Origin of the sequence: Lysinibacillus sp. BNK-21 (assembly GCF_048684915.1) — a bacterium.
In the GTDB taxonomy this organism is placed as follows: Bacteria; Bacillota; Bacilli; order Bacillales_A; family Planococcaceae; genus Lysinibacillus; species Lysinibacillus capsici.
The window spans coordinates 2,469,382-2,482,809 of record NZ_JBLQTS010000001.1; the positions used below are offsets into that span (position 1 = coordinate 2,469,382).

A 13,428-nucleotide genomic window follows, 5' to 3' on the forward strand; every position below is an offset into this window, starting at 1 on the left:
TTATAATGGCATTTGTAATTACAGAATTATGCAGGGATGAAAAAGCGGCTGTCTGTTTGGATGTATGTCCAGTAAATTGCATTGTTAGGACAGATACCCAATATGTAATTGATCCAGATCTTTGCATTGATTGTGGAGCTTGTGAATTAGTTTGTCCAGCAGAAGCGATTTATTTTGAGGATGATTTGCCTTCTGAATATCAGTCAGCAACCCTTCTAGCACGAAATCATTTTCGAAATTAGCATTGTCTTTATCCATATAGATTGAATAGAAGCGAGAACAAGTCGATTTCCTATACAATAAGAAATCGACTTGTTCGTATGGCTTATTTGATAATGACGAATTTAGCCTAACTGGCGTTTAAATTGTTTAATGGCGAAAAAATAAGCGATGACCATGATGCCGATGCACCACATAAGAGCGGGCCAGATATCATTACTCACAGAGCCTTCATATAAGAGGGCGCGAACTGCATTGACGATTGAGGTAACGGGCTGGTTCTCAGCAAACGCACGGATAATTTTAGGCATGGTTTCCGTGGGAACAAAGGCCGAACTGATAAAGGGCAGGAAAATCAGCGGGTACGAATAGGCTGTTGCCCCCTCCATAGACCCTGCTGCTAATCCAGGAATGACTGCCAACCATGTCAGTGCTAGCGTAAACAGCCCTAGTATGCCAGCTACCGCAAACCAATCCAAGAGATCCGTACTAGAACGGAAACCCATCAAGAACGCAACAAGGATAACGACTACAACAGTAAGTGCGTTGGAAATAAGCGAGGCCAACACGTGAGCCCACAATACAGACGACCGCTTGATGGGCATGGTGATAAAACGTGCCATCAGCCCACTCTTTCTATCTGTAAACAGCCGTGCGGAAGTGTAAGCGCAGCCCGATGCAATGGCCATCAATAAGATTCCTGGCAATAAATAATTGACGTAGTTGGCTGTACCTGTCTCTATTGCACCACCAAATACGTAGACAAATAGTAGCATCATCATAATTGGCGTAATCGCCACCGTAATTATTGTATCTGGGCTGCGCATAATGTTACGCATTAAACGCCCTAGCAATACCCATGTTTTACTCTTCATTTAAATCCTCCTTTTTGCCAATGATGGCAAGGAAAATGTCCTCAAGTGTTGGCTGCTTCTCAATGTACTCTACTTTCGCAGGTGGGAACATCTCTTTAAGTTCTAGAAGGGTGCCTGTCGTTATAATTTTTCCTTCATGTAGGATGGCAATACGATCCGCCAGTTGTTCGGCTTCCTCCAGATACTGGGTCGTTAGCAAGATGGTCGTGCCACCATCCGCAAGCTCCTTGACTGTTTCCCAGACTTCCATTCGTGCTTCAGGATCAAGCCCTGTCGTTGGTTCGTCTAGAAAAATAACCGCTGGCGACCCAATCATGCTCATGGCAATGTCAAGTCGGCGCCGCATCCCGCCAGAAAAATTGTCTGCCCGACGATTGCCCGCATCTGTCAGGCTGAATCTTGCGAGTAGATTGTCTGCTGTTTGAGCGGGATTGGAAACCCCTCGCAACTTGGCAATCATGATCAGGTTTTCCCGCCCTGTTAGCATACCGTCTAAAGTGGCGAACTGCCCTGTTAGGCTGATGCTCTGACGAACATGATCTGGTTGGTGCTGGACATCAAAACCGCAAATCCCTACTTTGCCACCATCAGATTTCATCAATGTGGAGAGAATATTGATTATCGTCGTTTTCCCTGCTCCATTTGAGCCTAACAATGCGAAAATTTCGCCACGCCGCACCTCAAAATCCACGCCCTTTAAAACTTCCTTTTCTTTAAAAGATTTTTTTAACCCTTTTACAGAAATCGTATCTTTGCTCATCCTTTTTCCTCCCTTTTTAAAAATCTCTTTGCAGAGTTAGATTACCTTTCCTTAACTACTTAGTCTGACTGATAATCTGTATAACTTAGTACCGTTTGAAATTAAAACTGAATAGCGAAGGCAACAATGAACAAGTAGCTATTCAGTCGGTATTACTGACCCATTTATTTTTTTCCTAATCGATTCAAAATGCTTTGATTTAAATCTTCACGATACTTGGCGATATAGGTTTTTGCGTTTGCCACTAGCTCATCAGCAAAAGACGCTACATCTTCGCCAGTGATTTCCAGCACTTTCCTGCCTTCTGCTGCCCCAGCCTCGAACAACTCGATCAATTCATATTGCATATGCAGCATATCCATCCCATTACCCACTGTGAAATTCCACATGTAGTTTTGAATTTTTTTAAACACAAATTGGTAATCCTCTGGTAGTTGTTCGACCCGTGCCATCATCATCTTGTACTCTTTTTTATCACCCATCATTTTTTTGAACAATTCGATCACGTTATTTTCCTCCTTTGTATTATCAAGCTAAAGTTCAGACGCATTATCATATGAAACTAAAAAGACTTTAGAGCATTGATTTTTGACGAGATAAAATCCCACTTTTCCCAAAATAATTTTAGTTCGTCACGTCCAGCCTCATTAAGTGAGTAAAACTTGCGGGGCGGTCCCATATCTGATGGTTTCTTTTGAATATTCACCAGTTTTTTTTTCTCTAAACGCACGAGGATGGTGTAGACCGTCCCTTCCACGACTTCAGTGAACCCTAACTCGTTCAGGCGTCGGGTAATTTCGTATCCATAGGTTTCATGACGGCTAATGATTTCCAGTACGCAGCCTTCCAGGGACCCCTTCAGCATCTCCGTTAAATTTTCCATATGCAGAACCACCTCTATTTGCTTTACTATTCTGTACAACTTAGTACTTAGGTAAAATTTTTTCGCTTTCGAGAAGCTATTAAGTATTACTTATTACAACTACATAGTAACACCGAGTAGTTAGGGTGTCAATTACTTTTCTTAAAAATTTTTTGACGCCACTATTCAAGAAAGAAAAACAGAGCTGCCTACGCAACTCGCAACTCCATGTTCCTTCATTAAGTTTTCACATTCTTATGAAGCGACTGTACTTATCCATATCAGGTGAACCATTTATTTACGTTCAATATCTTATCCCATGTGATTGTAGATATTGGGAATTTAACTGTCTTAACCTTTTTAACTATTTACCTTCCTCATAGGCAAAGATGGTGTGAAATCTAGGACACCATCTTCTGTTTTTCATGCTACTTAACGATTGTTAAAATATCCTTTGGCTCATAAAAAACGTAATCTGCCTCCTCAAAGCCAATGGTGGATTTGGCTCCCCAATGGGCAAGGGCAAATTTGGTGCCTGCTTGCTTTGCGCATTGGAAATCATAGATAGAATCACCAATATAGATGGCCTCTTCTGGTGCTACCTGTAATGCGTCCAGACATTTTAACAGCGGCTCTGGGTGTGGTTTATGCTTTTCCGTATCACTGGCACTTACAATATGTTGGAAATACTCACTTAACCCAAACGGCTCAAATTCATCCACTACCTCTTGCGCTGTTTTAGAAGTGACAATACCTAATTGTAGTGGCTTTGTTGCAAGGTGCTGAATAACTTCCTCTAGACTTTCGAAAACAGCCACTTCATGTGAAAAATCCAGCACAGTCGCAGACCATTTCTGATGCACAGCCTCTACGTCATCCACGTTAAGCCTCTGCAATGCATCTTTTCCTGGGATGCCTAAAGCAAATCGTAATGCCTCAAAGGGATAGTCCTGTTTTGTTTCTTCTCGTAAGGTTCTTTGCAATGACTGTAAAATCGCTTGCTCCGTACCCAAAATCGTTCCATCTACATCAAATATAATCGCTCTTAACATGTATAACCCTCCTAGTTAAAGCACGTTATTTATATATGTGCATAATTGCTGATACAATTCCTCTTCATAATCCTTCTGGCCTCTTATAAATTTCTCCTTTAAATTATAAAAACATATTTCAAGATATTCCTGATTATGATGCTGTTGAAAGGGTCTCCTATCCTTTACTGGGCCCAAACCCTTAAAGTAGTTATTCTTTTTTTCGTAGGTTCGAATTTGATAACCCCGCTTCTGCATTTCATCCATGACTTTTTCTGTATATAAATACAAATCTTCTTTTGGGTATTCGTATATATAATTAATCAGTATATGCTGATCCTCTTTCGCAAATATGCTATTTAGCTCTCTCCACTGCGACAGTAGTTGTCCTTTTGGTAGATATGCAATTAAATCTATATGCCATAACCTCATGTGCCTTCCCCTTTCTATTAATCAACCATTAATGTAAAATATTACTTACTATGATACTAAAACTGATGGAGGGATAGTATGGAAATAAAAACTGCAACGCTTGATGAAATTCCACAAATTGAGCGTTTATACCAAGAGCTTTTTTTAGAGATGTCGATTCTTCAACCTAAATATATCAAACCTGCCAAACAAGATGCCAACTTTATCAGGTTTACGATCATTGAGGATGATTCAGATATTTTAATCGCAACATTCGAGAACGAAGTAGTAGGCTTTTTACTTATTAAAGAAACGACGACCCCACCCTATACTTGCTTGGTTGAACACAAATATGCTTTTATTGTGGATGTGATTGTTGGCAAGCATTACCAAAACAAAGGAATTGGGTCTGCTTTATTAGATGAAGCGAAAAAATGGGCAGCCTATCGTCACTTGGACTATCTGGAGTTAAATGTATTGACTGAAAATAAAGGCGCTAAATCCTTATATGAAAAACACGGGTTCAAGGATACGAACCAAACGATGCGCTTAGAATTTTAAGTATGTGATGGGAAAGAAGGGATTTCAATGGAAGAAATGAAAACCGTACACAAGAAAGCCAACCTCATAGTGCCTGTCTTTATTGGCATGGGGTTAGGTGCGTTTATCGGTTTACTTGCCTATGTAAAAGACTGGCTATAAAAAAAGAGACAAAGCCCCTCAAACTGCTTTGTCTCTTTTTCAACACTATATTAGTTTACTTTCTATCAGTAAATCATAAATGATTGTATCCTTTGTTTTATGAATACCCAATTTACCGATTTGCTTTAAGATAAATGGTGCATCAATATCTGTTAGTTTTTTACCATCCAGCAAACGAGCCGTTGATGCTAATAATGTGCGAACATCAAAGGCAGACGCAAACACCTCTGGCACACCTCGGTCAATCGTTAATAGTTGATAGACTGCCTCCATCGCCGTTCTTACGGAATATTCAGTAGTAAAGACTGTATCTCTTGCGGTTTCGCTGAAGTTGCCAATAAAGGCTAAATTAGCTGATCCTTCTGGCACAACAAGTGGACGATCACCCATTGCTCTTGGCATGAAATAAGAAGTGATGTAAGGCATATAGCATGGAATCGTATTGCAAGAATTTTGTGCAATGTCTGGAATTTCATCCACTGGTACACCCATATGGTATAACCACTCTTGTGCAATCTCAATGCCTGTACATTCCGTAATACTTTTTTTAATAAAATCACCTGGCTTGTTTGATAGTAAGCCATAAATCCAAACAACTAATTGGTCCTTTGGTTGATTTTTAAAGTGAGGTTGTCGGTTCAATGTATAGCTTAGCATCCAATTAGAATCGGTAGCTGTGACAATCCCTCCTGTTACGACCTTACCAGCGTATGGGTCCCTTTTACTGATTTTTTCAATATATGGAGCCACACGATCATCTAATGTTGTAAGGGTAGCTGAAACAAACCAGCTTTCCTCTGGCAGATTATCGCAGAACTTTTCTGGTCGACCAAACTCTTCACCTTGGGCAGCGATATTTTTCCACAGGGACCAACTGCCACCTAAATCTTTATTGATAGGGGCTGGCGTATTATTATCCCCGTATGTTGTACTTTCTGTAATACTACCATTTGTCACAAACACTAACTCATTTTCTGTTAGTTCAATATTCTTTTTCACACCATCTTTTCGTAACACCAATGTATGAGCTACTTTTTTGTCTCCTACCTTATCAACTAAAACATTTTCTACAACCGTATTATATTGGAAATCAACATCATGACTTTCTAAGTATTTAATCATTGGCAGCACGAGCGATTCATACTGATTATACTTTGTAAATTTTAAGGCCGATAAATCTGGTAATCCGCCAATATGATGAATGAAACGCATAATATAACGACGCATTTCCATCGCAGAATGCCATTTTTCAAACGCAAACATTGTGGACCAATAGAGCCAAAAATTCGATTCAAAAAATTCATCTGAGAAAACATCTGTGATTTTTTTATCCTCTAATTTTTCCTCAGGCGTAAAGAATAATTTAATCATTTCTTCTGAGGATTTGTCTGATAAGGTGAACTTGCCATCATCCTCAAGTCTTTGGCCTCTATCCTTCATTAATCGACATTTTGAATAATTAGGATCCTCTTTATTAAGCCAGTAAAATTCATCTAAAACGGAAGCATTTTCTACTTCTAACGAGGGAATGGAACGGAATAAATCCCATAAGCATTCAAAATGATCTTCCATTTCTCGTCCACCGCGAATAATAAACCCTCTCGTCGGATTAAGTATGCCATCTAGACTTCCTCCTGAAATATCTAACTCTTCAAGAATATGAATGTTCTCACCTTTCATTTGGCCATCACGAATTAAAAAACATGCTGCTGACAGTGAGGCTAGTCCCGAGCCAATCAGATAAGCAGACTTTTTATCGACTCCCTCAGGTTTTTTAGGACGTGCGAAAGCTTCATAGTTACCATTGCTGTAATACATATTACCGCCTCCTAATTTATTATTCTAATATAGAATAACACAGGTTATCGACAAAATGGTAAAATGAGCTAATAATTAACAAAAAATTCAAATCCGCCAATTGTGCGTTAATTTATCTTCCCTTCTCATTGGACAAAGCAAGTGCTTGTATTTTTATAAAGAGAACCGTACAGTAAATAATCGTAATAACCCCCTTAACGCCTGCCTTAAAAAGGAAAAACCAATTCAATAAGTTACTATTAGCTTTGCATAATTATTATCTCAATAAATCTTTTTTAACCTTCATTCCCTTTTTGATGTTTAGCCAATTTCTCGTTACCTCTTTTAAAATTACCCGTAATTTTAGCTAACAATAGCTGGACTTCCTTTATCTGCCCCTCCACCTGCTGAATTTTTGCTAGTAGACGCTCACCCTCTTTCTCCTTGACGATTTTAATTTGCTTGCCTTCATAATAAATAACGACAGTCCCCTTTTTTGTCGTTTGATATGAGAATGGTTCCTTGTTTAATCTATTACGTTTATCGATTTCACTCACAGCTTCATCCCCGATTTCTTAATAATTAGATTCAATAATAAATGAATCTTAGCGTACAACTTTTTCTAATATGTTATTATTAACATATATTATATAAATATGGTATTTTCAGTAACACTACCAGCATAGTGATAAGGAGAGAGGTATTCATATGGAATGGTCGAATGTTCAAACACTAATTTGGTTGTTTCCTATTTTATTTATTATTCATGATTTTGAAGAAATTATTATGGTAGAGAAATGGTTACATCATAATCGTCATAAGCTGTATGAAAGATTACCCCAAAAAATGGCCGATAAAGTGGTAAAACAATTTTCAATGAGCACCGCACAATTTGCTGTTGCTGTCTTATTTATCTTCTTGTTTGTCAGTCTCTCTACCATTCTAGCTAACTACTATTTTCTAAATGGAGTCACTTTTACTATCTATTTTTTCACAGCTGTTACACTTGTTTTCTTTATCCATGCTTTTACCCATATTGGACAATCGCTCTTATTTCGTTCTGTTACTCCAGGAGCTATAACATCAGCCATCATCATTATTCCCTATAGCATTATTTTATTTAAATCTTTGTTTACTAGTGGCATCCTTACTTGGCATATCGTTTTGATAAGCCTGCCTTTTGGCATACTATTTTTCCCCATTGTCTTTACTGCGCATTGGATAGGAAAAAGAGTGATATAGATACATGTTCATGAAAAGATAGAAAGGAGGCAGGAGAATGGCAAAAACTCCGATTTATTTAAAATTAATGATTGGTATTGGGATGGTTATTATCCTATCTTCGTTGTACTTTTTAAAAGACAAGCCTTATTATTTATGGGTTAGGTGGACAGGTAATATTTTATTGATCGTAGGCATTGTATGGATGCCGTTCACTAAAGAAACCAATAAAAAACATGTAAATTCTTCGCAGGAGTAAATCTTCTGCTTTTTTTGCGGTAAATTTACCTACGATTATAATAAAAGTGATAAAATCAGATAAAAAAAGAAGGTCTTTGTATGTTAGAAAAACTAAATGTATTTCTCCAAAAATACATTGCGATCCTGACACCATTAAGTTTAATTGTAGGTGTATTCTTAGAAAGTATTGGACATCATTTATTATTCCTTGTCTCCTGGCTATTTGCCTTCATGACATTCTCAGGAAGCTTACATATGAAATTTAAAGATGTAAAAATTTTCATGAAGCATCCAGTTCTCATTTTATTCTCCATCCTTTTTCTTCATCTCTTGATGCCTTTATGGGCTTATTTCTTATCCACTGTTTTGTTCGATGACCATTTGTTGACTGTTGGTTTTGTCTTAGCAGTTGCGCTCCCAACAGGCGTAACGAGTGTTATTTGGATCAATATTTGCAAAGGGAACTTACCGTTAGGCTTATCAATTATTTTAATTGATACGCTCCTTTCTCCCATCATCCTCCCCTTCATCCTTTATATCGTTTCGGGTGAAAAAATTGAGTTGGATGTGGCATCCCTAATTCTGAATTTACTATGGATGATTGTCTTACCCACGGTTTTAGGTATCTTAGTGAATGAACTTTCGAAAGGAGCCATCCCTCAAAAAATCGGTAAAAAACTTGCTCCTTTTTCAAAGCTATGTTTATTTGCGGTCATACTGATTAATAGCAGTGCCATTGCTCCCTACTTAAAGGATATCAACATGCATCTCTTCTTCGTGGTGCTTTTAGTGTTCTTGCTTGCAGTCTCAGGCTATCTATTTGCTTACCTTGTAGGCCGATATCTGTTAAAAGACGGTCCACAAATGGCAACCTTTGTTTTTACTGGTGGCATGAGAAATATTGCAGTCGGTGTCATCGTGGCCACAACGTACTTTCCAGGTAAAGTCGCCATGCCTGTTGTGTTCGGGATGCTGTTTCAACAGGTACTAGCCTCCGTTTTTAGTAAGATGATGAATCCTTTGTATAAACCAGATAAGAGCACCGTATAGACGGTGTTCTTATTTTAGGTTTGCACTTATACTAAATAGGAGAAGCGTTTATTTATATTTGAAGGGTGTGCTAATATGTCATACAATTTCCAACTTATATCACCAAAAATATCCCCGAATCTTGACAAAGCAAATTTTCAGGATATTTTTTATGAGGAGGAACCCTATTTAACAAATTGCAAGATTACGGATACGGTCATTGCTCACGAGGATATTGAACGATTAATTGTCTCTAATGTTATCTTTAAAAATGTCACATTCATCCATTGTACCTTTCAAAAAATTGATTTAACGGACGTCATTTTTGAAAACTGTGATTTATCTAACACTAACTTAAGTGAAGGCATCATTCATAGAGTGGCCTTCAAAAACTGTAAACTATTAGGGTTGAATTTAACTGAAGCAAACCTCGGTAATGTTTCATTTGAAAATTGTCTTGCAAACTTATGCAATTTCCCCGAAGTGCGCTTTAAACAAGTGCTATTTGATAGCACCTCCCTGCAAGGTGCGAATTTTTATGATTGTTTACTTAATAAGGTGGCGTTTCAGGAAAGTGATCTAAATGATGTGGATTTCTCCCAAACTTCCTTAAAAGGAATAGACATCAGTACATGTAAATTTAAAAGACTTCAAGTAACTCCAGAAAGTTTAAATGGGTGTGAAGTCTCTACTGAACAAGCCATAGGTTTTGCTTCATTACTAGGGTTGAAGGTTAAATACTAGTTTAAGGGCTTAAAAGTTCAAGAAAAAAATAAAGCGCTTATCCTTATGCTCGGATAGCGCTCAATTTTTACAATTTGTTAATCTGCTATTTTATCATCTTATAGTATTTTATCCTGCTCTTTACAGGCTATCCTCCTAATTTGCGGGGCTATCCCTCACTTTAAGCGTTCTATCCGCTACTTTTTCAGTTTTATCCTCCACTTTTAGAATTCTATCCTTCTATTCGAGGGCTATCCTTCACTTTGAGCGTTCTATCCGCTACTCTTTCAGTTTTATCCTCCACTTTTAGAATTCTATCCTGCTATTTGAGGGCTATCCTCCACTTTGAGCGTTCTATCCACTACTTTTTCAGTGTTATCCTCCACTTTTAGAATTCTATCCTGCTATTTGAGGGTTATCCTCCACTTTAAGCGTTCTATCCGCTACTTTTTCAGTGTTATCCGACACTTTTAGAATTCTATCCTGCTATTTGAGGGCTATCCTCCACTTTGAGCGTTCTATCCGCTACTTTTTCAGTGTTATCCTCCACTTTTAGAATTCTATCCTGCTATTCGAGGGCTATCCCTCACTTTGAGCGTTCTATCCGCTACTTTTTTAGTTTTATCCTCCACTTTTAGAATTCTATCCTGCTATTTGAGGGCTATCCTTCACTTTGAGCGTTCTATCCGCTACTCTTTCAGTTTTATCCTCTTTTAGAAATCTATCCTGCTATTTGAGGGTTATCCTCCACTTTAAGCGTTCTATCCGCTACTTTTTCAGTGTTATCCGACACTTTTAGAATTCTATCCTGCTATTTGAGGGTTATCCTTCACTTTGAGCGTTCTATCCGCTACTTTTTCAGTGTTATCCTGCACTTTTAGAATTCTATCCTGCTATTCGAGGGCTATCCCTCACTTTGAGCGTTCTATCCGCTACTTTTTTAGTGTTATCCGACACTTTTAGAATTCTATCCTGCTATTTGAGGGTTATCCTTCACTTTGAGCGTTCTATCCGCTACTCTTTCAGTTTTATCCGACACTTTTAGAATTCTATCCTGCTATTCGAGGGCTATCCCTCACTTTGAGCATTCTATCCGCTACTTTTTCAGTTTTATCCTTCCCTTTTAGAATTCTATCCTGCTATTTGAGGGCTATCCTCCACTTTGAGCGTTCTATCCGCTACTTTTTCAGTTTTATCCTCCACTTTTAGAATTCTATCCTTCTATTTGAGGGTTATCCTCCACTTTAAGCGTTCTATCCGCTACTCTTTCAGTTTTATCCTCTACTTTTAGAATTCTATCCTGCTATTCGAGGGCTATCCTCCTCTTTAAACGCAAGGTGTCTGATAATTACAGCCTTTTATATAGCATTTCTATATGTTCTATTCCATCTTCTAAATAAACATCTGATGTCTTTTCAAATCCGAAGCCCTCATAGAATTTTAGCAAATATGCCTGCGCAGAAATGCGGATTGCGTCTTCTCCAATATCATCTAGAATGTAATCAATTGCTCTTTTCACCATTTCCAGAGACAATCCCTTTTTTCTGTAGGTTTGCTTTGTTAACACTCTTCCGATTGCTGCTTCTTCATATGCTATTCCTTTGGGTAGAATTCTTAAATACCCAACTACCTCTCCTTGGTCTTCACCAAATAAATGATAAGCATTTTCGTCTTTTGAATCTAGATCCTGATAGACACATTCTTGCTCTACAACAAAAACTTCCGCACGAACCTTCAGTATCTCATATAGTTCTTTTACGGTTAATTCATCAAATTTTTTTATCTTCCAATCCATTTTTATAGCCTCCTATACTATTCAATTTCATAAAGTATAGCAAAAGTAGAATAAAAGTGGATCAGCCCCCTTAAAAGATTAAACTACATATCTATCTAGAAATTTACTTACTTCACTATTAAACTTCCATAGGATTCCGAATTCTAAATGATATGTTCTACATCTCTTCTATGAGCAGTTTTCGTTTGGCTAATATCACCATATCATCCATCTCAGACCGTTAAATCATTTTCTAATTTTATATTCGTCACTTCTTGTAGAAGCCGCTGGAGGACAGCCGCAAAAATGGCGATAACTAGTGAAACAAAAATGATGAGGAGTCCCACTATTCCAAAAGGAGGATCCATTTTGTTTGTTATAAAATGAAAAAGTGGTGAAGCTAATAGGTGCAAGCCACTGATTATTATCGCACACCACTTTATGTACTTTAATGCTTTTACAGATAATTCCGAGAAAGCTGTATTCGCTTCAATGTACCGTAAAAGATTAAAAGCCTGATAGAGAGCAATGTAAAAAGGTACAGCCGATCCATACATCACAATGAAAATGAGATCGTTCATTGGGTAAAAATTCGGATACAAACTCGATGCGAAATGAGCCATAGGAGGTACAAAAAATATACATAGGGCAAGAATGGCCATCCCAGCCAGAAGAATTATTACCTTTAAAAAAGATGTTAAACCTGGTTTAACATTCATTGAAAGCACCTCACTTATTTAATGACACCATAAATTTAACACAAAATTTATTGATTAACAATAAATAATAATTGTTTTTAATTATAATATTATTGTTATTTATATATTTAACATTCATTGAAATATTCACAAGCGCCTTACTACATTAGATTGTAGTAAGGTTATTTAAAAAGCATTTGACTTTCCCCTGCACAGGAAACTGTATACTTGCATTAAGTTATTAGATTGGAGGTGATATTTTGTTTAAAATCAGTGAATTTTCTAGGCTAAGCAAAGTATCCTTAAAAACATTGCGCTATTATGATCAGATTGGCATATTAAAGCCGAGAAAGGTGGACCATGATACTTGCTACCGATACTATTCAGCAGACCAGCTACTAGAGCTCAATCGGATCTTTCTCTATAAGGAATTGGGGTTTACCTTGCCACAAATTATACGTTTGCTCCACGAAGATATTTCGTTAAAAGATATACAAGGGATGTTTAAGCTGAAAAAAAGTGAGATTCAACATATTATCCAGACGGAACAGGCCAAGCTTGCACGAATTGAAGAACGTATGCAACTTTTAGAACGAGAGGGTCAGGTGGAATCAGATCAAGAAATCCGCATCAAGGCAGTGGATGCTCAGCAATTCCTTTCTTTGAAAGCACGCGGGAGAGAAGAAGATATTCCAGATCTGTTTTGTACATTTAATCAATTACTAACAAAGGAAATGCGCCAATTAGCTCAAAGTCCTCAGGTTGTTTTATGGAAAGAAATAGAGGAGAAAGAAGACGAGTTTGAATTTGAAGTCGGTTATTTTTTAACCAAGGAGCTTTCATCACTCCCTGATACATTTCAACTACGGACTCTTCCTCCTGAGCCAATGATGGCCACAATGACCTTTCGTTCAGATTCTAACTTTGCTTGTACAGCCTGTGTAGATTTAGCTAACTGGATTGTAGAAAATAACTATCAAGTCAAGGAAAACGAACCAGGTAGAGAAATCTATTTACCATTATCTACAACCCAAAACGTCCAATTAATGGAGATACAAATACCTATTATAAATAGCTGAAGGAAGC

Annotated in this window: 17 protein-coding genes; 7 read left to right on the forward strand and 10 right to left on the reverse strand. The window is 37.6% G+C overall.

From position 1 onward, the window contains the following. Positions 1 to 5: 5 nt before the first annotated feature. Positions 6 to 242 carry a DUF362 domain-containing protein gene (locus ACMGGO_RS12580; RefSeq protein ID WP_374806106.1) on the forward strand — a complete coding sequence of 79 codons (237 nt, stop codon included), beginning with the start codon at positions 6 to 8 and terminating at the stop codon, positions 240 to 242. Positions 243 to 344: 102 nt separating this feature from the next. Here the strand turns inward: ACMGGO_RS12580 and ACMGGO_RS12585 are convergent, their stop codons facing one another. The 6 genes from ACMGGO_RS12585 to ACMGGO_RS12610 form a co-directional block, all read right to left on the reverse strand. Further along, positions 345 to 1,094, reverse strand: coding sequence for an ABC transporter permease (locus tag ACMGGO_RS12585; protein ID WP_374806107.1), 750 nt, complete (start codon positions 1,092 to 1,094; stop codon positions 345 to 347). After that, positions 1,084 to 1,854, reverse strand: coding sequence for an ABC transporter ATP-binding protein (locus ACMGGO_RS12590; RefSeq protein ID WP_103117984.1), 771 nt, complete (start codon positions 1,852 to 1,854; stop codon positions 1,084 to 1,086). The genes ACMGGO_RS12585 and ACMGGO_RS12590 overlap by 11 nt, the downstream gene beginning before the upstream one ends. A gap of 164 nt (positions 1,855 to 2,018) precedes the next feature. Then, positions 2,019 to 2,360 (reverse strand): DUF1048 domain-containing protein, encoded by a 342-nt coding sequence (locus tag ACMGGO_RS12595; protein WP_036080890.1) that lies wholly within the window; start codon positions 2,358 to 2,360, stop codon positions 2,019 to 2,021. 56 nt (positions 2,361 to 2,416) lie between these two features. After that, positions 2,417 to 2,737, reverse strand: coding sequence for a PadR family transcriptional regulator (locus ACMGGO_RS12600; protein ID WP_004228545.1), 321 nt, complete (start codon positions 2,735 to 2,737; stop codon positions 2,417 to 2,419). Positions 2,738 to 3,144: 407 nt separating this feature from the next. Next, positions 3,145 to 3,768, reverse strand: coding sequence for an HAD family hydrolase (locus ACMGGO_RS12605; protein ID WP_374806109.1), 624 nt, complete (start codon positions 3,766 to 3,768; stop codon positions 3,145 to 3,147). A gap of 15 nt (positions 3,769 to 3,783) precedes the next feature. Then, a complete protein-coding gene (locus ACMGGO_RS12610; RefSeq protein WP_374806110.1) occupies positions 3,784 to 4,179 on the reverse strand; it encodes a pyrimidine dimer DNA glycosylase/endonuclease V in 396 nt (131 codons plus the stop codon). Between the two features lie 78 nt (positions 4,180 to 4,257). Here ACMGGO_RS12610 and ACMGGO_RS12615 point away from each other — a divergent pair, with 78 nt between their 5' ends. After that, positions 4,258 to 4,719, forward strand: a complete 462-nt coding sequence (locus tag ACMGGO_RS12615) for a GNAT family N-acetyltransferase (RefSeq protein WP_066038266.1) — start codon at positions 4,258 to 4,260, stop codon at positions 4,717 to 4,719. A 186-nt stretch (positions 4,720 to 4,905) separates the two neighbouring features. On the opposite strand, the gene ACMGGO_RS12620 is transcribed toward ACMGGO_RS12615, so the two are convergent. Both ACMGGO_RS12620 and ACMGGO_RS12625 read right to left on the reverse strand, forming a co-directional pair. Continuing rightward, a complete protein-coding gene (locus ACMGGO_RS12620; RefSeq protein ID WP_374806112.1) occupies positions 4,906 to 6,678 on the reverse strand; it encodes an oleate hydratase in 1,773 nt (590 codons plus the stop codon). Between the two features lie 275 nt (positions 6,679 to 6,953). Then, positions 6,954 to 7,214 (reverse strand): hypothetical protein, encoded by a 261-nt coding sequence (locus ACMGGO_RS12625; RefSeq protein WP_374806113.1) that lies wholly within the window; start codon positions 7,212 to 7,214, stop codon positions 6,954 to 6,956. Between the two features lie 151 nt (positions 7,215 to 7,365). On the opposite strand from ACMGGO_RS12625, the gene ACMGGO_RS12630 reads away from it, so the two are divergent. From ACMGGO_RS12630 to ACMGGO_RS12645, 4 genes are all read left to right on the forward strand, one after another. After that, positions 7,366 to 7,899 (forward strand): HXXEE domain-containing protein, encoded by a 534-nt coding sequence (locus tag ACMGGO_RS12630; RefSeq protein ID WP_374806114.1) that lies wholly within the window; start codon positions 7,366 to 7,368, stop codon positions 7,897 to 7,899. 37 nt (positions 7,900 to 7,936) lie between these two features. Continuing rightward, a complete protein-coding gene (locus ACMGGO_RS12635) occupies positions 7,937 to 8,137 on the forward strand; it encodes a hypothetical protein (RefSeq protein ID WP_374806115.1) in 201 nt (66 codons plus the stop codon). 80 nt (positions 8,138 to 8,217) lie between these two features. After that, positions 8,218 to 9,168, forward strand: a complete 951-nt coding sequence (locus tag ACMGGO_RS12640) for a bile acid:sodium symporter family protein (protein WP_374806116.1) — start codon at positions 8,218 to 8,220, stop codon at positions 9,166 to 9,168. A 75-nt stretch (positions 9,169 to 9,243) separates the two neighbouring features. After that, entirely contained in the window at positions 9,244 to 9,891 is a 648-nt protein-coding gene (locus tag ACMGGO_RS12645) for a pentapeptide repeat-containing protein (RefSeq protein WP_374806117.1), read from the forward strand. Positions 9,892 to 11,218: 1,327 nt separating this feature from the next. On the opposite strand, the gene ACMGGO_RS12650 is transcribed toward ACMGGO_RS12645, so the two are convergent. Together ACMGGO_RS12650 and ACMGGO_RS12655 are read right to left on the reverse strand one after the other, a co-directional pair. Then, entirely contained in the window at positions 11,219 to 11,665 is a 447-nt protein-coding gene (locus ACMGGO_RS12650; protein WP_374806118.1) for a GNAT family N-acetyltransferase, read from the reverse strand. A gap of 212 nt (positions 11,666 to 11,877) precedes the next feature. Continuing rightward, positions 11,878 to 12,363: a DUF2975 domain-containing protein gene (locus ACMGGO_RS12655; protein WP_328025267.1), complete on the reverse strand. Its 486-nt coding sequence runs from the start codon at positions 12,361 to 12,363 to the stop codon at positions 11,878 to 11,880. A gap of 239 nt (positions 12,364 to 12,602) precedes the next feature. Here ACMGGO_RS12655 and ACMGGO_RS12660 point away from each other — a divergent pair, with 239 nt between their 5' ends. Next, a complete protein-coding gene (locus ACMGGO_RS12660) occupies positions 12,603 to 13,421 on the forward strand; it encodes a MerR family transcriptional regulator (RefSeq protein ID WP_269898591.1) in 819 nt (272 codons plus the stop codon). The last annotated feature ends 7 nt before the right edge of the window (positions 13,422 to 13,428 follow it).